This window comes from Rhizobium sp. EC-SD404, from assembly GCF_902498825.1.
GTDB lineage: Bacteria > Pseudomonadota > Alphaproteobacteria > Rhizobiales > Rhizobiaceae > Georhizobium.
Window position 1 is genome coordinate 281,345 of sequence record NZ_LR701459.1, and the last position, 17,493, is coordinate 298,837.

A 17,493-nucleotide genomic window follows, 5' to 3' on the forward strand; every position below is an offset into this window, starting at 1 on the left:
AAGGGACGCCCCGGCGAAGGCCGGCCAATGCAAAGGGGTACCAACATGTCGCAACCGCACACGCGTGAACGCTTCGATATCGTCGTCGGAGGCGCCGGATATGTCGGCCTGGCAACGGCCGTTGCGATCAAGGCGTCGGCGCCGGAGCTTTCGGTGGTGGTCGTGGACGCGGCGCCGGAAAATGCCTGGCAGCGCGACGAACGGGCCTCGGCGATCGCCGCTGCAGCGAGCCGCATGCTCGATCATCTCGGCATCTGGAGCGCGCTCTCAGAGCATGCCGAGCCGATCCGCGACATGATCGTTACCGATTCGCGCAATGGCGATGAGATCAAGCCTGTCTTCCTGACCTTCGATGGCGAAGTCGAGCCGGGTGAGCCATTCGCGCACATGGTGCCGAACAAGGAATTGGTGAAGGCGCTGCGGGGGCGTGCCAAGGAACTGGGCATCGACGTGAGGCAGGACCTGAAGATCACAGACGCGCGCGAGGAAGCCGATCTCGGCGTGCGTGCCGTTCTCCTGTCGGACGGTGAAACGATCACGGCCCGCCTGGTTGTCGCAGCCGATGGATTGCATTCCGGGCTCCGTGCCATGGCCGGCATCAAGACCGTCAGCTGGAAATACGGCCAGTCGGGCATCGTCACCACGGTGCGGCACGAACGCCCGCACAATGGCCGCGCCGAGGAACATTTCCTTCCGGCCGGGCCGTTCGCAATCCTGCCGTTGAAAGACAACAGATCATCGCTCGTTTGGACCGAGCGCACCGAGGAAGCCGACCGGCTCGTGGCGGAAGACGATTTTGTTTTCGAGGCGGAACTGGAACGCCGCTTCGGCCACAAGCTCGGAACCATCAGTCTCGCCGGCGGACGCCGCGCTTTTCCACTTGGGCTCACGCTGGCGCGCGATTTTGTAGTGTCGCGCATGGCGCTGGTGGGGGACGCGGCGCACGGCATTCATCCAATAGCCGGTCAGGGTCTCAATCTCGGCTTCAAGGATGCGGCCGCACTGGCCGAAACCGTTGTCGAGGCATCGCGCCTCGGTCTCGATATCGGCTCGGTTTCGGTTCTGGAGCGGTACCAGTCGTGGCGTCGCTTCGATACGTTCCAGATGGGCGTGACGACGGACGTCTTGAACCGGCTCTTTTCCAACGACGTGACGCCGCTGCGCATGGCGCGCGATGTCGGCCTCGGCCTGGTCGAGCGGATGCCGAAGCTCAAATCCTTCTTCATCAAGCAGGCAGCTGGACTGTCCGGCGAAGGTGCGCCGCGGCTTCTGCGCGGGCAAGCCATCTGATCCTTCTGGTCAGCCTGGCTGCGCGTGACAGGTCCGAACACGTCATTCCGTCAGCTTGCGTGCCTCGGATACGAGCATGATCGGGATGCCATCGCGGATCGGGTAGGCGAGTGCCGCCTTCTTCGAGATGAGTTCTCCTGCCTGTTCGTCGAGGTCGAGGTTCGACTTGGTCAACGGGCAGACGAGCAATTCGAGGAGTTTGAGGTCGAGCTGCGGCGTCGCGGAATCGTCATCCATGCCTGGCGCCCTCTCTTAACCGATCTTTACTGCAAAACGCCGTCATAGTCGTCGGAAGCGCGGGCAAGTGCAATCTCGGTGATAGCGACCAGCGTGTCGGCCCGCGTCTTCAGGTCCGGAGCTTCGAGTAGCGCCTGCTTTTCCGGCGGCCCGTAAGGCGACATCATCGACATGGAATTGACCAGCGTGGTGTTCGAGGCGCGCTGGACGCTTTGCCAATCCACTTCCAGCTGGTTGGCATCGAGATAGGACTTGAAGCTCGACAGAAGGGCTGCGCGATCGACGCTGTCGGCCGTTTCATCGGGCGCGAGATCGCTCAGGAACGGCGCGATGCGGAACGTGCGATACGGTTTGCGAGAAACGACTTCTTCGATCAGCCGCGTCCGGCAAACGCCGATCAGCGAAACGATGTAGCGTCCGTCTCCGGTTTCGGAAAAGGACACCACGCGGCCTATCGAGCCGACCGAGCACACGCCAGACTGCGTATCCGAGGTCGCTCCAGGGCGCTCGAATTCGGGCTGTACGATCCCGACCAGTCTGTTGGTTGCCATCGCATCGTCGAACATGGCGAGATAGCGCGGCTCGAAAATGTTGAGCGGCATCTGCCCGCCGGGCAGCAGCAGAGCTCCCGTCAGCGGGAACATCGCGACCGATTCCGGCAGATCCTTGTCGGTGCGATAGTGGGCGTTGCCAGCCTGCATGACGTGGAGCGGCCTTTCATTATTCGAGATTAGAGATGTGGCGTTCTGCCACCCGATCTCAAGTGGCTCCCGTCAAAATCGCCCGGCCAGGCCGCATCACGAGAACAGAATGGACGACAGCTTGCGGCGGGCGGCCAGCGTTGCCGGATCGGTCGGGCCCCAGGCCTCGAAAAGCGTCAGCAATTCGCGTCGTCCCCCATCGTCGCGCCAGGTCCGGTCGGCCTTCATGATGGCCAGCAGATGATCGGCGGCTTCGTTGCGCTGACCTCGGATGCTGAGAATCTTTGCGAGGTCGAGACGGGCTTCGAAATCATTGGGGTCGGCTGCGATGCGCGCTTCAAGCAGCGAAGGATCGCCAAGCTTTGCCACTTCGGCCTCGAGGGCCAATCGCGCGAGGATCTTCGCCACGTCCGGATGGGCGCGTGCCTTCTCGTCCAGCGCGCCGAGCAGCTGTTCGGCTTCCTCCGCGCGACCGGCGGCTATCATGCATTCGGCCATGCCTGCCTGAGCGGCGACATTATCCGGCGCATGCTGCATGATGGCGGCGTAGATCTGTGCTGCTCCCTGGATATCACCTTCGTCCAGCCGTTCGCGCGCCTGGTCGAGCGCGGCCTGAATCTGGGCCGCTTCATCGTCCTTGCCGCCGCCGGCACCGACGATCTTGTCGATGAATGCCTTCAACTGGCTTTCCGGCATCGCGCCCATGAAGCCGTCGACCGGCTGGCCATTGACGAAAGCAAACACCGCCGGGATGGACTGGACACCCATCTGGCCGGGGATCGCCGGATGCTCGTCGATGTTCAGCTTGACGAGTTTCACCTTGCCGCCCGCTTCGCGCACGACCTTTTCGAGCGCCGGCGTCAGCTGCTTGCACGGACCGCACCATGGCGCCCAGAAATCGACCAGAACCGGCTGGTTGCGGGATTCCTGCACGACATCGGCCATGAACTTGGCCGTGGTGGTATCCTTGATGAGATCACCGGCGGCATTGGCCGCGGACGCCTGGCTCTGGTCGCCGAAGGTGACGTTCATGGTGGGTTGCCCGCCTTGGCCGGAGGTCAAAAAATTGTTGTCGCTGTCGGTCATCTCTGGGCTCCGGAATGAAAGGCTTGGATCGGGCCTGATCTGCCCGCAAAATCGGCATTCAGTGCGACAGTTTCAAGATCAGGGGCTCGTGGTCGCAGTCCTGCAGGAAACGGATGAGATCGGCGCTGGAGAGCGACGTCGTCGCCTCATTGGACAGGGGATGGGCGTTGACCGTGTCGTTTTCCATCAGTGCCGCGTCCAGAACCACGGTGACGACCCCGTCGTGATCGTTGAGCGCGGCAAGCGAGGTCACCGAACCGGGCTCGACGCCGAGATACTCCATGAGAGCATCGGGCTTGCCGAACGATACGCGGCCGCTTGCGCCGATCAGGCCATGCACCTGCTTCAGGTCCACCTCGGCCGTTTCTTCGAGCACCAGCAGGAAGTAGTGCCCCTTCTTGTCCTTCACAAACAGGTTCTTGGTGTGCGCGCCTGGGATGTCGTCGCGCAGCGCCTGGGCTTCGGCGACGGTGAAGACCGGTGCGTGGCGGCGCGTCTGATGCTCGATCGCCAAGCGATCCAGCCGATCGAACAAACCCCTTTGCGCTTCGGTCCACTCGCTCATCATCCGCCTCCAGCCGCATCATGTCCGTCGTGCTGCTTCATATGGCGACTTGGCGGCAGAGGCAAACGGCGGCAAGGGCTTGTCACGGGGACGTCCTCACCGCGCTGCAAAAATTTTGGACGCACCTCACGATTTTGCCTGTTGCAATATTCGGCGGCTTGCGCCATACAGCGCCGGTCGACGCGCCAAGCGCCTCGGCATCGCGGTCCATCGTTTACCCCGGACTTGCGATTGAGCGGGTGTAGCTCAGGGGTAGAGCACAACCTTGCCAAGGTTGGGGTCGAGCGTTCGAATCGCTTCACCCGCTCCAATTTTCTCCGAAGTTCTATGTCATTGGCCCGCCGGGCATGTCTTTTCGATGCGGCGAATCGCGTTGTTCTTAAACGTATTCGCGGCAGAAAAGCCGGCGCTTTGGATACGCCGGCTTTGTCTTATCGAGGCCGCTCGGTTACTCCGCGACTTCGAGATACTCGCTAACCGGTGGGCAGGAGCACATCAGGTTGCGATCGCCGTAGACATTGTCGACGCGATTGACTGGCGACCAGTATTTGCCGACGCGGAACGAGCCGGGCGGGAAGCAGGCCTGCTCGCGGCTGTAGGGACGGTTCCACTCGCCGACGAGATCTTCCACCGTGTGCGGCGCGTTCTTGAGCGGGTTGTTGTCCCGGTCGAGGCGGCCTTCCTCGATGTCCTTCGCTTCGCGGGCGATGGCGAGCATCGCTTCGCAGAAACGGTCGATCTCGGCCTTCGTTTCCGATTCGGTCGGTTCAACCATCAGAGTGCCTGACACGGGCCAGCTCATGGTCGGAGCGTGGAAGCCGGAATCGATCAGCCGCTTGGCGACATCCTCGACGGTCACGCCGGCCGATTGCTGCAGCGGGCGGGTGTCGATGATGCACTCATGGGCGACGCGACCCGCCTTCGACTTGTAGAGCACGCCGAACGCGCCTTCGAGCCGCTTGGCGATGTAGTTGGCGCTGAGGATCGCGACCTTCGTCGCCTGGGTCAGGCCTTCGCCACCCATCATCAGGCAGTAGCTCCACGAAATCGGCAGGATCGAGGGTGAGCCGAAGGGCGCGGCCGAAACGGGGCCGTGGTCGCCACCGGTCTGCGGATGTCCCGGAAGATAAGGGATCAGATGCGCCTTGACGCCGATCGGACCCATGCCCGGACCACCGCCGCCATGGGGAATGCAGAAGGTCTTGTGCAGGTTGAGGTGGCTCACATCGGCGCCGATATCGCCCGGTCGGGCAAGGCCGACCAGCGCATTGAGGTTGGCGCCGTCGAGATAGACCTGGCCGCCATGCTCGTGGGTGATGGCGCAGATATCACGCACCGTCTCCTCGAAAACGCCATGCGTCGAGGGATAGGTGATCATGCAGGCGGCAAGGTTTTGCGAATGCTGCTCGGCCTTGGCGCGGAAATCCTCCACGTCGATGTCGCCATTGTCGGCGGCCGCGACGACGACGACCTTCATGCCGACCATCTGCGCGGACGCCGGGTTGGTGCCATGCGCCGAGGTCGGGATAAGGCAGACGTCGCGGTGGGCGTTGCCGTTCGCCAGATGATAGGCGCGGATCGTGAGAAGCCCCGCATATTCGCCTTGCGCGCCGGAGTTCGGCTGCATGGAAATCGCGTCATAGCCGGTGATCTGGCAGAGCTTCTTGGACAGGTCGTCGATCAAATGACGGTAGCCGAGCGCCTGATCGGCAGGCACGAAGGGATGCAGTTCAGAAAATTCCGGCCAGGTGATCGGCAGCATTTCCGCCGTTGCATTCAGTTTCATCGTGCAGGAGCCGAGCGGGATCATCGAGCGGTCGAGCGCCAGGTCCCGGTCCGACAGCCGGCGGATGTAGCGCGTCATCTCGCTTTCGGCGCGGTTCATGTGGAAGATCGGATGCGTCATGTAGTCCGACTTGCGCAGGTGCTTGTCCGGAATGCGCCAGCCCGACTTGCCATCCGCCTTCATCTCCCCGCCAAAGGCGCGCCAGACTTTCTCGATGACGCCCGGCCGGGTGCGCTCGTCGAGCGTGATGGCGATGCGATCCTTGCCGAGCGGGCGCAGATTGATGCCGGCTTCGAGCGCGGAGCGGATGATTGCGCCCTGCAGGCGACCGACATCGACGCTGATCGTGTCGAAGAACACGTCCTGGTCGATCGTGTAGCCGATCTTTTCCAGCCCTTCGGCCAGCATCACAGTGCGCTCGTGCACGCGCTGTGCGATCGCCTTGATGCCGAGCGGGCCGTGGAAGACGCCGTACATGGACGCCATCACCGCCAGCAGCACCTGCGCGGTGCAGATGTTGGAGGTCGCCTTTTCGCGGCGGATGTGCTGCTCGCGCGTCTGCAAAGCCAGGCGATAGGCACGGTTGCCGCGGGCATCCACCGAAACGCCCACGAGCCGGCCGGGGATCGACCGCTTGTACTGGTCCTTGACGGCCATATAGGCGGCATGCGGGCCGCCATAGCCCATGGGCACGCCAAAGCGCTGCGTCGAGCCGTAGGCGATGTCGGCGCCCATTTCGCCCGGCGTCTTCAGGAGCGCCAGCGCCAGCGGATCGGCGGCGACGATGGCGATGGCATTTTCGCCGTGCAGCTTCGAAATCACATCGGTGAAATCGCGGACCTGCCCGTTCGTGCCGGGATACTGGAAGATCGCGCCGAACACCTCAGCCGGATCGAGATCGGTCATGGAATCGCCGATGACGACGTCCCAGCCGAGCGGCTCGGCGCGGGTGCGCACGACGGCGATCGTCTGGGGATGGCACTCGGCATCGACGAAGAAGGTCGTCTTCTTCGACTTGGAGACGCGCTCGGCCATGGCCATGGCTTCGGCAGCCGCCGTCGCCTCATCAAGAAGCGATGCATTGGCGACATCCAGGCCCGTCAGATCGCAGACCATCGTCTGGAAGTTGAGCAGCGCCTCCAGCCGGCCCTGGCTGATTTCCGGCTGGTAGGGCGTGTAGGCCGTGTACCAGGCGGGGTTTTCCAGAATGTTGCGCTGGATGACCGGCGGCGTGATGGTGCCGTGGTAACCCTGGCCGAGCAACGAGACCAGGTTGCGGTTCATGTTGGCGGTTTCGCGCAGCCGGTCCAGCGCCTCGCGCTCGGTCATCGGCGCGCCCCAGGCGAGCGGCTCGGCCTGGCGGATCGCCTTCGGGACCGTTTCGTCGATCAGGGCATCGAGGCTTTCCGCCCCCACGACCTTCAGCATCTCGGCCATTTCTTCGGGTGAGGGGCCGATATGGCGTCGGTTGGCGAAATCGTAAGGCTGGTAGTCGGTGCGCTTGAACGTCATGGCGTTTTATCCAATCAGCTTTTCGTAGGCGTCCTGGTCGAGCAGGCTGTCGGCGGCGGACGGATCGGCAAGCTTCAGCTTGAACATCCAGCCGGCGCCGGTCGGGTCGGAATTGACGAGAGACGGATCGTCGACGATCGCCTGGTTCACCTCGGTGATTTCGCCGGCGAGCGGCGCATAGACTTCGGATGCTGCCTTGACCGATTCGACGGTTGCGGCATCGCCGCCCTTTTCGAAGCTGGCGCCGACATCCGGCAGTTCCACGAAAACGAGATCGCCGAGCTGCTCGGCGGCGTGTTTGGTGATGCCGACGGTGGCGGTATCACCTTCGATCTTCAGCCATTCGTGGTCTTCGGTGAATTTCAACATGGTGCTGTTCCCTGGATGCTCGGTGTTATCGTTTGTAGGTTTGGGTGACGAAGGGCAGGGGCGAGATGACGACCGGAAGGCGCTTGCCGCGCACTTCGGCATAAAGCTTCGTGCCGGCATTGCTCGTCTCGGTCGGAACGAGCCCCATGGCGATCGGACCGTCGACGCTCGGGCCAAAACCGCCTGAGGTAACGCGGCCGATCGGCGCGCCGCCTTCTGCCTCGGCAAAGAGCGGAGCTCCATCGCGCACGGGGGCGCGGCCTTCGGGTTTCAGGCCAACACGGCGGCGCGATGCGCCTTCGTCCAGCTGCATCAGGATGATGTCGGCGCCCGGAAAGCCGCCTGCGCGCTCGCCGCCGGTGCGGCGCGGTTTCTGGATAGCCCATTCGAGGCTCGCCTCGACGGGGGTCGTCTCCTTGGTGATGTCGTTGCCATAGAGGCAAAGCCCGGCTTCGAGCCGCAGCGAATCGCGGGCGCCGAGACCGATCCAGGCGACGTCGTCATGGTCGAGCAGGCGCTGGGCCAAGACGGGCGCATCGGAGGCAGCGACGGAGATCTCGAAGCCGTCCTCGCCCGTGTAGCCGGACCTCGAGACGATGGCGGAAATTCCGGCAAGGTTCGCATCGCGCACATCCATGAACACCATGTCGGCGACGGCCGGATCGAGCGTAGCCAGGACGTCCGCGGCTTTCGGACCCTGGAGTGCGAGCAGGGCACGGTCGTCACGCACGCGCATCTCGCAGCTGTCAGCGAGGTGACGCTCAAGATGGGCGATGTCGGCCGCCTTGCAGGCTGCGTTGACGACGAGGAAGAGATGATCGCCGCGATTGGCCACCATCAGATCGTCGAGGATGCCGCCATTCTCGTCGGTGAACAGCGCGTAACGCTGACGGCCGGGTTTCAATGCGAGGATCGAGACGGGGACCAGCGTTTCAAGCGCACGCATCGCGCTTTCGACCGCGCCGTCCTTAGGGTGAAGTTCGACCTGGCCCATGTGGGACACGTCGAAAAGACCCGCCTTCTGGCGCGTGTGGAGATGCTCGCGCATGACGCCGGTGGCATATTGAACTGGCATGTCGTAGCCAGCGAAGGGGACCATGCGCGCGCCGGCGGCCACATGCATCGCGTGAAGCGGGGTCTTCAAAAGGGGTGCTGCTGCGTCGCCCAAGCGTCATCTCCGGACTGCGCCGGAAGCCCGTGACCCCGAAAAAGGGCGGCAAGGCTCATACGACCGGCGTCGGTTCAACACGAAGGCGGAATGCCTTCGAAACGACGCCCCCTCTGTCCCTTTGCCTGAGATTGTTATCCCTTCGGCGGACGCTTGAGTGAGCGCCTCTCTCCAGAGTCTGTCGGTACCCGATGGTCCTTTTGCCTGAGAGTTTCCGGGGGCGATTGCTCCTTCGGCACCGGTGCTCCCAAGCAGGGTCCGGCTTCTCCCATCGAGTGGCCGCACGTTATGCGAAACCGACGCAAATGCAAGAGCGGATGACGCAAACGGGCGGGCGATCCGCGATCGCCCGCCCGCAGTATTTTTCAAGCTTGCCGCTTCGTCGGTCGTTCAGGCTGCGCGGCGCTGTGTGCTGCGTGCCGGTGCGTCGATGACGAACTGGGCGACGAGCTCGCGCAGCGCTTCGGCCTCGCCGGCCAGCGTATGCGTCGCGGCGGTGGTTTCCTCCACCATCGCTGCGTTCTGCTGGGTCATCTGGTCCATGTGATTGACGGCGTGGTTGATCTCGCCGAGACCCGCCGACTGTTCGCGGGCGGCCGTCGCGATGGTCGCCACTGCGGCGTTGACCTGGACGACATGCTGCTCGATCTCGCTCAGCGCATCGCCGGTCGCACGCACCAGCTTGACGCCGGCCCCCACTTCCGTGCCGGAGCGGTTGATCAGTTCCTTGATCTCCTTGGCCGCGCCGCTTGCACGCCCTGCCAGATCGCGGACTTCCTGGGCGACCACGGCAAAGCCGCGGCCTGCATCACCGGCACGGGCGGCCTCGACACCGGCATTGAGCGCCAGAAGGTTGGTCTGGAAGGCGATCTCGTCGATGACGCCGATGATGCGGGCGATCTGGCCCGAAGCATCCTCGATACGGGCCATGGCCGAGATCGCGTCCTCGACCACGATGCGGGAGCGTTCCGCGCCGGCCTTGGCTTCATCGGCCATGCGGCGGGCGTTGTCGGCTTGCGTTGACGAGTTGCGCACCGTCGCAGTGATTTCCTCGAGCGCCGCTGCGGTTTCTTCCAGCGATGCGGCCTGCTGCTCGGTGCGGCGCGACAGGTCATCCGTGCCGGCCCGCATCTCGGCCGACGCGCTGCTGATCGAGTGGGCGTTCTCCCGCACCATTTCGAGCGTTTCGCTGAGCTTGTGCATGGAGCTGTTGAAGTGGAGACGCAGGCTTTCGAGGCTTGCGACGAATGGCTCGTCGATGCGCACAGAGACGTCGCCCTCTGCAAGACGGGCAAGCCCCTCGCCGAGCGCGTCGACGGCAATCTGCGTCACCCGGGCATCCTCTGCCTTGATGCGCTCGCGTTCCATGCGGCTTGCCTCGCGCTCCGCACGGGTGCCTTCCGCATCCGCCTCCATGCGCGCCTTCTCGATCGCGTTTTCGCGGAAGACGCCAAGCGCGCGGGCCAGCTGGCCGAGCTCGTCGCTGCGGCCGTCATGGGCAATCGTCACGTCGAGCTTGCCATCGGCAAGGTCACGCGTCGCGCCGATCAGGCTGGTCAACGGACGGGCGATACCGCGAGATATGACGAAGAAGCCGATGAGGCCGGCCATGACGAGCACGGCTGCGCCGAGGGTCATGAGAAGATAGCCGCGGGCCTGCAGGCTTTCGGCGAGCGCGGTCGAGTCGGCCGCAATTGCAGCACGTCGTGTGTCCACGACCTGCGCGATCAGGCCGTTCATCGCCACGGTGTCGGTGAAGACCGTATCCACGATCGTGCCGACCTCCTGCGTGATGCCAAGTTGCTGTCCGCGCAGCGCGATCAGGCCATTGGTGCTGTCGGCGAAGGTCTGCAGCTGCGGCAATTGTCCAGCGTCATCCGAGTAACCCGTCGCCTGCATCTTGGTGCCGAGCGTCAGGAACAGGCCGAGCGCGCGATCCTGGAGTGCGCGGATCGCTTCCGGATCGTTCGTCAGCGCGCCTTGAACGATGAGCGCGGTGAATTCGCGCAGCGTCGAGATCATCTCCAGCGTCTCTTTGAGCTGCTTCACCTGGTTGTCGACCAGCTCCGTGATGGTCGCGGTGCTGCGTTCGACGGCCCGCTCGCCGCCGATCGTCAGGTCGAACAGCATGTCGTCGACGGCGTCGATCAATGCGAGGTCGACAGAGTGTCCGACATCGATGAGCTGGGACATGAAGCGGCGAGTCTCAGGCGAACCGCTTGCGAAGAGCGGGTCGCGGCGCATGGTGCGCGCAGCCGTCGGCATGTCGGCCAGCATGGCAAGCTCGGCTTCGATCGGCGGCAGATTGCCCGATGCCTGCAATTGCTCGATGAGGAGCTTCAGGCGATCCGAAGCTGCGATCATGCGATCGTCGAAAGTGCGGGCGAGCGCTCCGTCTTCCGTCAGAAGGTAGCCCGACGTCGCCGCGCTGGTGGACCCGGCTTCGATGCGCAGGCTGAGCAGGCGGCGGAACGTCTGCATGTCGTCGTTGAGGATGCCACCGATGACGTCGCTGGCTTCCACTGCAGCGGACTCGCCGTCGAAGATCAGCGTGTAATAGGCATCGTCGGCAAGCGGCTGAAGCGCCAGCGCAAGGCTGTCATGGAGCGCGAACAGTTCGACGAGGCGCCGGTCGCGTTCCTCGCGGATGACGATGTTCTGACGCGTCAGGCCGTCGAGCTCGTCGAGATTTGCTTCGAAAGCATGTGCGCGCTCGCGCAGCTCGACGACCGCGGGCGCGCTGTCGGCGGAACTGCCCTGGGCCTCCGCGCTCGAGATCAGAGTGCCGAAGGCGGCGGTCAGTCTCTCGAAAGCTTCGGTGCGCTCGGCCTCTTCTTCGGCATTGATGAGTTGCGACGAAGCAATGGTCACGTCGGTGCTGAAGGTGGCAAGCTCGCCGGCGCTGATGACCTGCGGAACCTGCTCTTCGTTGAAGCGCTTGAATTCCGATTGCGCGCCCTGGAACGACACGACAGCAATGCCGATGGCCACCACCGTGAGCACCGAAATGCCGGCGACCGCTGCCGTCAGCTTGCCACGCACGCCTAGCCCGCCGCGCCGCGTTGCGCCGGTTGAAACTGCCTTGGTCTCGTTACGAGTTGCCATGATTTTGGGTCCTGATGGAGTGTCGGGCAAAGCGATCAGCTTTGTGGGCCGGCGAGCGGGCGAAACGCACCGTCAGGGCCGATTTCGGTCAAGAAGACGTCGTCCAGCCCCTGGTTGTCGTCGGGGCCGAACTGCAGCGTGAGGCCATCCATCTCGAAGCTGCCGCGCTGGTGGATGCCGTTCAAAAACGCTTCGCGTGTCGGCTCGGGACCTGCTTCCTCGATCGCCATCGCAGCGAGGCGCCCGGTGATATAGCCTTCCAGGCTGACGAAGCTCGGCTTCGCTTCGCCATTCACCTCGGCAAGCGCTGCCTGGTAGGCTGCGACCAGCGGGTTGGCGTCGTCCCACGGGAAAGGAACGACCTGCGAGACGATGACGCCTTCCCCTTCACCCTCCAGCGCGGAAGCGAGTGCATCCGAGCCGACGAAGGAGATGTTGACGAATGTCGGATCGAAGTCGATGGAGCGGGCGACCTTCACGAATTCCGCGATCGGCAGATAGGCGCCGACCATCACGACGGCCTGTGCGTTGGCCTTGCGCAACTCCAGCAGCGCAGCCTTCACGGCCGTCGTGTTGCGCTGGTAGGTGCCGCGCGCCACAAGCTCCATCTCGCGGCGTTCCAGGGCGGCGACCGCGCCGCTCAGGCCCGCACGACCGAAGGCGTCATCCTGGTAGAGTATGGCGATGCGCTTCAGCTTGCGCTCATCGACGAGAAGCTTCATCCAGGTTTCGGTCTCGGCGTCGTAGGACGCGCGGATGTTGACCACGTTGGCGAGCTTCGGATCGCGCAGGAAGCCGGCGCCGGTAAAGGCGCCGATGAACGGGACGTTGGTTTCCATGGCGATCGGCTGCGTCGCTGCCGACGTCGGCGTTCCGACCGGACCGATCAGACCGAAGACCTTGTCCTGGCCGATGAGGCGCCGGACTTCTTCAATGGATCGTGCCGGTTCGTACTGGTCGTCGCGGCTGATCAGTTCGAGCTGTCGCCCATGGACGCCGCCGGCCGTGTTGATTTCGTGAAATGCCGCCTGGATGCCGAGTTGCATACCGAGCCCGAGCGCACTGGCCGGGCCTTCCAGCGGAGCCGCCTGACCGAATAGGATGCGGTCGGCGAACACGCCGTTTTCGCTCGTTCTTGGCGATGCTTCCTGCGCGAAAGCGGTCGTCGATGCGAGCAGCGCTGTCGAAATGAAGGCTGCAATGGTTCGTGCGCCGCGAAGGCGCCGTGCATGCGACATGAGATTCCCCGAGGATAGCGTGTGTGCAGCATCCCGGGCACGCCGGAGTATCGGCCAACAATCATGTATTCGGAGAGCCCATACCGTCCGAAGCCGACCGGGCTATTGAATGAAATGCATCCTAAAAAAGAATAAACGCGCTACCCATGAATTGATGTCGGTCAATTTACCCGCGAAACGAGCATCTTCGGTCTCGCAGTTCGGGTCCTGTGAGCGGTCCGACGGCGCGCTTTGCCTCTCGCACTACCTGATGCAATCGCCTATATGGCCCCAAAGAAAGGGCACCGATGGCGGAAATGGACCAAACGAACGACTGGACGAGGGCTTATGCGCCTTCGCTTGCGGAATTCGAGTCACTGGCACGCGAAGCCTTCGCACGCCTGCCCGACGAGTTCCGTGCGTTGACCGGCGACGTGATCATCCGGCTGGACGACTTTCCGTCTGACGAAATCTTCGAAGACATGGCCCTCGAAACGCCGTTCGACCTGCTCGGCCTGTTCGAAGGGCGAGGTGTCGGTGAGCGTTTCTCGCTGGAAACCGGTGAGTTCCCCAATCGCATCACGCTCTACCGTCGTCCCATTCTCGATTATTGGGCGGAGAACGAAGAGACCCTCGGCGATATCATCGCACATGTCCTCATCCACGAGATCGGCCACCATTTCGGGTTGAGCGACGACGACATGGAACGGATCGAAGAAACGGTCGACTGACCGGTCGACCCGAAGCCCGCCGTTATTGTTCGCCGAGCTTCATCTCCGGAACGTAGTCGACGCCTTTGACTTCCTTGTAGACGGCCTGCGCGCACTTCATGGTCTTCGTTTCCGCGTCGAAGGCGTAGGCCGGCGAGCCGCTCAGGAGCCAACCCTTGTTCAGCGCCGCCGTCACCTTGTGGCAGAAGCTTGCATCGTCCGGTCCGGTCAGCAGTCGATAGAGTTTCATGTCCGTGCTCCCTTGCGCTCGTTGATTGCGCTGGCCTTGGTCAGCAGGCGTTGCGCATCGATGAGATGCAGCCGTTCCACCATCCGGCCGTCGATTTCAATGACGCCCCTAGTCGCGTTTTCTGGCTGATCGAACGCGGCGACGATGCGTTCCGCATCCTGCCGCTCCTGCGCGCCGATGCCGAAGGCGTCGTTGGCGGCTTCGATCTGGGCCGGATGGATCAGCGTCTTGCCGTCGAAACCCATGTCGCGACCCTGGCGGCACTCGTCGGCGAAACCTTCTGAATCGCGGAAGTCATTGTAGACGCCGTCGACTACATCGAGGCCGAAGGCGCGCGCGGCGAGCAGGATCTGCATCAGCCAAGGCACGAGATACGGCCGGCCCGGGGTCCCACGGACGCCGGTGTCCTTCGCGATATCGTTCGGCCCGACGACGAAGCAGTCGAGCCGCGATCCATACGTTCTGGCCGCAGCGGCAACATGGCCGGCGTTCATGATGCCTTTCGGCGTCTCGATCATGGCCCAGAGGCGCATCGTCTCCGCTGCGTCGGTCTGATCGAGCGCGGAAGCGGCCGTTTGGATGGCTGCCGGATCCTCGACCTTGGGAAGCAGGATCGCGTCGACACCGCCTGCGCGCGCTGCCAGCAGATCTTCGGTTCCCCACCGCGTCTCGAGCCCGTTGATGCGAACGATGCGTTCGCGGCCCTGCAGATCCAGATCGCGCAGCACCTGCCGCAAATTCTCGCGCGCCCCATCCTTCTGATCGGGCGCGATGGAATCCTCCAGATCGAAGATCACGACGTCGAAGGCGAGCGACGGCAGCTTGGCGATGGCACGCTCATTGACCGCCGGCACATAGAGAACGCTTCGACGCGGACGGACGGGACGGGACGGCGGCTGTTCGGCGGATGAGCGATTTGACATGGCGCTGTTTTGCCTTTCAGGCTGCAGCCACGCAAGAGCTTGAGCGAGCACCCGTGATTCTTCCGACGAGCACTTCCACTTCCTCCCGCTTCGACGTCGTCGTCGCAGGCGGCGCGATCATGGGCAGCATGGTAGCGCTCTTCCTGCGGGAAGAGGGTTTTACCGGTTCGATCGCCATCGTCGAGCCAGACCCCACCTATTCGAAGGCTTCCACGACCCTGTCGGCCGCTTCGATCCGCCAGCAATTCTCCGAGCCGGAGAACATCGCGTTGTCGCTGTTCGGGCTGGACTTCATCCGTGGCCTCGTCGATCGCTTCGGGGCCGATGCCGATGTGGGGCTGACGGAGAACGGGTATCTCATTCTCGCAAGCGCCGAGGGTCAGGCGCAGATCGAAGCCAACCATGCCGTTCAGATGGCAGCTGGTGCCGATATAGCCCTGCTGCATTCGGCCGAGCTTGCTGCGCAGTTCGATTGGCTGAACACGGAAGGCCTCGCGGCCGGAGGCTTCGGGCGGAGCGGTGAGGGCTGGTTCGATGCGCATCGCTTGCTGGCGGTCATCCGCGGGGAGTTGCGGCGCCGCAATGTCACCTTTCTGCAAGCGCGGGTCGTCGGGATCGATGTGCAGGATGGCCGCGTGCAGACCTGCCGCCTGGACGACGGGTCGGTGCTCTCTTGTGGAACGCTGGTGAACGCAGCCGGTCCGTCGGCCGGCCGGGTTGCAGCTTTTGCCGGCATCGATCTTCCGGTGGAGCCGCGCAAGCGCACCGTGTTCGTTTTTTCAGCACGCACGATGTTGCCAGCCATGCCGCTGACCGTCGATCCGAGCGGTGTCTATGTTCGGCCGGAAGGAAGCCTCTTCATCACCGGTACGACGCCGCCCGGCGACAAGACTGCCGAGGCCGACGATTTCGAGCCGGATTATCATTTGTTCGACGAGATCATCTGGCCGGTGCTCGCCCATCGCATTCCGGCGTTCGAGGCGATCCGGTTCGAGCGTGCATGGGCAGGTCACTACGAATACAACACACTCGACCAGAATGCGGTGATCGGCCCGCATCCCGAGATCGCGAATCTCCATTTCATCAACGGGTTCTCGGGGCATGGCCTGCAACAGGCGCCGGCGGCCGGCCGGGCGGTCGCCGAAATGATCGTGCATGGTGCATACCGCACCATCGACTGCAGCGCTTTCGGGTTCGGCCGCATCCCGCAGGGCCGGCCGTTTCTGGAGCGCAATGTCATATGACATGTTCGTGAGCCCAACTGCCATTGAAGCGCCTTGATTGCACCTCCACATTGGGAGTGTTGAAACAGGATACCCAATTGATGGACACGCTGCGCAACGCGATCCAAACCGTCATCGGCCTCACCCTGGCCGTTGCATCCTTCGCCATCATGGCCGCTCTCGGTCTCGCCTTCGTCGGCATCGTGCTGGTCGTTGGCCTCAGCGCCGCTCTCGCACTCAAGGTTTTTGGTTCCAACCAGAACCGCCCGGCGATGGCGCGGACGCAGGATGCCCGTCGCAATCGCGAGCCGCGCATCTGGAACGACGGCCGCGGGACGATCATCGACCAATAAGCCTTCGGTACTTCGAGGTTCTCTCCTTCGAGGCGCTAGCGACGTCAAACCTCTTCATTTTCCGGCCGGGCTTTGCTAAAGCGGGCCGGAATTGAAGCGGAGATCAATCCTTTGGAAAAGTTCGACAAGCTCACCGGTGTCGCGGCGCCCCTGCCGATCGTCAATATCGACACCGACATGATCATTCCGAAGGACTATCTGAAGACCATTAAGCGCACCGGTCTCGGCGTCGGCCTATTCTCGGAAATGCGCTATCTGGAAGACGGGTCCGAGAACCCGGACTTCGTCCTCAACAAGCCCGCCTACCGAAATTCGAAGATTCTCGTTGCTGGCGACAATTTCGGCTGCGGTTCGTCGCGCGAGCATGCGCCGTGGGCGCTTGCCGATTTCGGCATCCGCTGCATCATTTCCACGAGCTTTGCTGACATTTTCTACAACAACAGCTTCAAGAACGGCATTTTGCCGATCGTCGTGTCCAAGGATGACCTCGAAAAGCTGATTGACGATGCCGAGCGCGGCTCCAACGCGACACTGACGATCGATCTGGAAGCACAGGAAATCCGTGGCCCGGATGGTGGCGTCATCCGCTTCGAGCTGGATTCGTTCAAGAAGCATTGCCTGCTCAACGGACTCGACGACATCGGCCTGACGATGGAGCGCGCGTCGGCGATCTCCGGCTACGAGACCAAGCTCGCCGAAACCCGTCCCTGGGCCTGAACAATGATGCGGCCCATTGGTGTCGATGCGGAAGAGGTCACGCGGTGACGCCTTTCGTCCCGCGCTGGGCCGCGCCCATCCTGTTTGCCGTCGTGGTCACCTGCATCATGACGTGCATCGTTTCCGGTATCTCCACCGTCTCGGCGGTGGGGTTGTCGGACCCAAGGCTCGGAGCCCTCTGGTTTCAGGCTTGGATACCCTCCTGGCTGGTCGCAGCCCCGATCATGACCGTCGTCGCGCCGCTCGTCAGGGGCGCCATCCAGCGCATGACGCTCTAGAGC

17 protein-coding genes, 1 tRNA gene and 1 riboswitch are annotated in these 17,493 nt (G+C 63.3%); of the genes, 7 read left to right on the forward strand and 11 right to left on the reverse strand.

What is annotated here, in order from left to right:
* The first annotated feature begins 45 nt into the window (after window positions 1-45).
* Window positions 46-1,290 carry a ubiquinone biosynthesis hydroxylase gene (locus GC125_RS02380; RefSeq protein WP_151983773.1) on the forward strand — a complete coding sequence of 415 codons (1,245 nt, stop codon included), beginning with the start codon at window positions 46-48 and terminating at the stop codon, window positions 1,288-1,290.
* 42 nt (window positions 1,291-1,332) lie between these two features.
* Here the strand turns inward: GC125_RS02380 and GC125_RS02385 are convergent, their stop codons facing one another.
* The 4 genes from GC125_RS02385 to GC125_RS02400 form a co-directional block, all read right to left on the reverse strand.
* A complete protein-coding gene (locus GC125_RS02385; RefSeq protein WP_151983775.1) occupies window positions 1,333-1,527 on the reverse strand; it encodes a Trm112 family protein in 195 nt (64 codons plus the stop codon).
* A gap of 26 nt (window positions 1,528-1,553) precedes the next feature.
* Window positions 1,554-2,228 (reverse strand): LON peptidase substrate-binding domain-containing protein, encoded by a 675-nt coding sequence (locus GC125_RS02390; RefSeq protein ID WP_151983777.1) that lies wholly within the window; start codon window positions 2,226-2,228, stop codon window positions 1,554-1,556.
* Window positions 2,229-2,324: 96 nt separating this feature from the next.
* Entirely contained in the window at window positions 2,325-3,314 is a 990-nt protein-coding gene (trxA, locus tag GC125_RS02395) for a thioredoxin (protein ID WP_151983779.1), read from the reverse strand.
* Window positions 3,315-3,372: 58 nt separating this feature from the next.
* Entirely contained in the window at window positions 3,373-3,879 is a 507-nt protein-coding gene (locus GC125_RS02400) for a prolyl-tRNA synthetase associated domain-containing protein (protein ID WP_151983781.1), read from the reverse strand.
* 235 nt (window positions 3,880-4,114) lie between these two features.
* Between GC125_RS02400 and GC125_RS02405 the strand changes: the two genes are divergently transcribed.
* A tRNA-Gly gene (locus GC125_RS02405) sits at window positions 4,115-4,189 on the forward strand.
* Window positions 4,190-4,327: 138 nt separating this feature from the next.
* On the opposite strand, the gene gcvP is transcribed toward GC125_RS02405, so the two are convergent.
* The 5 genes from gcvP to GC125_RS02430 all read right to left on the reverse strand — a co-directional run bounded on the left by gcvP (window position 4,328) and on the right by GC125_RS02430 (window position 13,057).
* On the reverse strand, window positions 4,328-7,177 hold the full coding sequence (gcvP, locus tag GC125_RS02410) for an aminomethyl-transferring glycine dehydrogenase (protein ID WP_151983783.1): 2,850 nt from the start codon (window positions 7,175-7,177) through the stop codon (window positions 4,328-4,330).
* Between the two features lie 6 nt (window positions 7,178-7,183).
* Window positions 7,184-7,546 (reverse strand): glycine cleavage system protein GcvH, encoded by a 363-nt coding sequence (gene gcvH, locus GC125_RS02415; RefSeq protein WP_151983785.1) that lies wholly within the window; start codon window positions 7,544-7,546, stop codon window positions 7,184-7,186.
* A gap of 25 nt (window positions 7,547-7,571) precedes the next feature.
* Window positions 7,572-8,714 (reverse strand): glycine cleavage system aminomethyltransferase GcvT, encoded by a 1,143-nt coding sequence (gcvT, locus tag GC125_RS02420; protein ID WP_286165333.1) that lies wholly within the window; start codon window positions 8,712-8,714, stop codon window positions 7,572-7,574.
* 182 nt (window positions 8,715-8,896) lie between these two features.
* Window positions 8,897-8,995: riboswitch (glycine riboswitch) on the reverse strand.
* 109 nt (window positions 8,996-9,104) lie between these two features.
* Window positions 9,105-11,819 carry a methyl-accepting chemotaxis protein gene (locus GC125_RS02425; protein WP_151983787.1) on the reverse strand — a complete coding sequence of 905 codons (2,715 nt, stop codon included), beginning with the start codon at window positions 11,817-11,819 and terminating at the stop codon, window positions 9,105-9,107.
* A 35-nt stretch (window positions 11,820-11,854) separates the two neighbouring features.
* Entirely contained in the window at window positions 11,855-13,057 is a 1,203-nt protein-coding gene (locus GC125_RS02430) for an ABC transporter substrate-binding protein (RefSeq protein WP_151983789.1), read from the reverse strand.
* 287 nt (window positions 13,058-13,344) lie between these two features.
* Between GC125_RS02430 and GC125_RS02435 the strand changes: the two genes are divergently transcribed.
* Window positions 13,345-13,767 (forward strand): metallopeptidase family protein, encoded by a 423-nt coding sequence (locus tag GC125_RS02435; RefSeq protein WP_126007468.1) that lies wholly within the window; start codon window positions 13,345-13,347, stop codon window positions 13,765-13,767.
* A 22-nt stretch (window positions 13,768-13,789) separates the two neighbouring features.
* Here GC125_RS02435 and GC125_RS02440 read toward each other — a convergent pair whose 3' ends face one another.
* The gene (locus tag GC125_RS02440; protein WP_151983791.1) at window positions 13,790-13,996 is read right to left on the reverse strand and encodes a DUF1737 domain-containing protein; all 207 of its coding nucleotides are present in this window, start codon (window positions 13,994-13,996) and stop codon (window positions 13,790-13,792) included.
* Window positions 13,993-14,919, reverse strand: coding sequence for an HpcH/HpaI aldolase/citrate lyase family protein (locus GC125_RS02445; RefSeq protein WP_151983793.1), 927 nt, complete (start codon window positions 14,917-14,919; stop codon window positions 13,993-13,995). Before GC125_RS02445 ends, GC125_RS02440 begins: the two co-directional genes overlap by 4 nt.
* Before the next feature lie 53 nt (window positions 14,920-14,972).
* On the opposite strand from GC125_RS02445, the gene GC125_RS02450 reads away from it, so the two are divergent.
* The 4 genes from GC125_RS02450 (at window position 14,973) to GC125_RS02465 (ending at window position 17,490) form a co-directional block, all read left to right on the forward strand.
* The gene (locus tag GC125_RS02450) at window positions 14,973-16,163 is read left to right on the forward strand and encodes an NAD(P)/FAD-dependent oxidoreductase (RefSeq protein WP_286165334.1); all 1,191 of its coding nucleotides are present in this window, start codon (window positions 14,973-14,975) and stop codon (window positions 16,161-16,163) included.
* An 80-nt stretch (window positions 16,164-16,243) separates the two neighbouring features.
* Complete coding sequence (locus GC125_RS02455; RefSeq protein ID WP_151983797.1) at window positions 16,244-16,495, forward strand: hypothetical protein; 252 nt, start codon at window positions 16,244-16,246, stop codon at window positions 16,493-16,495.
* A 111-nt stretch (window positions 16,496-16,606) separates the two neighbouring features.
* Window positions 16,607-17,212, forward strand: coding sequence for a 3-isopropylmalate dehydratase small subunit (gene leuD, locus GC125_RS02460; RefSeq protein ID WP_151983799.1), 606 nt, complete (start codon window positions 16,607-16,609; stop codon window positions 17,210-17,212).
* A gap of 44 nt (window positions 17,213-17,256) precedes the next feature.
* On the forward strand, window positions 17,257-17,490 hold the full coding sequence (locus GC125_RS02465) for a DUF2798 domain-containing protein (protein ID WP_199864404.1): 234 nt from the start codon (window positions 17,257-17,259) through the stop codon (window positions 17,488-17,490).
* Window positions 17,491-17,493: the final 3 nt, after the last annotated feature.

What these genes read in the sequence shown, in the direction of transcription:
- GC125_RS02380 (WP_151983773.1), top strand. Translation starts at nt 46, where the DNA reads ATGTCGCAACCGCACACGCGTGAACGCTTCGATATCGTCGTCGGAGGC.
- GC125_RS02430 (WP_151983789.1), bottom strand. Translation starts at nt 13,057, where the DNA reads ATGTCGCATGCACGGCGCCTTCGCGGCGCACGAACCATTGCAGCCTTC.
- gcvH (WP_151983785.1), bottom strand. Translation starts at nt 7,546, where the DNA reads ATGTTGAAATTCACCGAAGACCACGAATGGCTGAAGATCGAAGGTGAT.
- GC125_RS02400 (WP_151983781.1), bottom strand. Translation starts at nt 3,879, where the DNA reads ATGAGCGAGTGGACCGAAGCGCAAAGGGGTTTGTTCGATCGGCTGGAT.
- GC125_RS02385 (WP_151983775.1), bottom strand. Translation starts at nt 1,527, where the DNA reads ATGGATGACGATTCCGCGACGCCGCAGCTCGACCTCAAACTCCTCGAA.
- GC125_RS02445 (WP_151983793.1), bottom strand. Translation starts at nt 14,919, where the DNA reads ATGTCAAATCGCTCATCCGCCGAACAGCCGCCGTCCCGTCCCGTCCGT.
- GC125_RS02425 (WP_151983787.1), bottom strand. Translation starts at nt 11,819, where the DNA reads ATGGCAACTCGTAACGAGACCAAGGCAGTTTCAACCGGCGCAACGCGG.
- trxA (WP_151983779.1), bottom strand. Translation starts at nt 3,314, where the DNA reads ATGACCGACAGCGACAACAATTTTTTGACCTCCGGCCAAGGCGGGCAA.
- GC125_RS02455 (WP_151983797.1), top strand. Translation starts at nt 16,244, where the DNA reads ATGGACACGCTGCGCAACGCGATCCAAACCGTCATCGGCCTCACCCTG.
- gcvP (WP_151983783.1), bottom strand. Translation starts at nt 7,177, where the DNA reads ATGACGTTCAAGCGCACCGACTACCAGCCTTACGATTTCGCCAACCGA.
- GC125_RS02390 (WP_151983777.1), bottom strand. Translation starts at nt 2,228, where the DNA reads ATGCAGGCTGGCAACGCCCACTATCGCACCGACAAGGATCTGCCGGAA.
- GC125_RS02440 (WP_151983791.1), bottom strand. Translation starts at nt 13,996, where the DNA reads ATGAAACTCTATCGACTGCTGACCGGACCGGACGATGCAAGCTTCTGC.
- GC125_RS02435 (WP_126007468.1), top strand. Translation starts at nt 13,345, where the DNA reads ATGGCGGAAATGGACCAAACGAACGACTGGACGAGGGCTTATGCGCCT.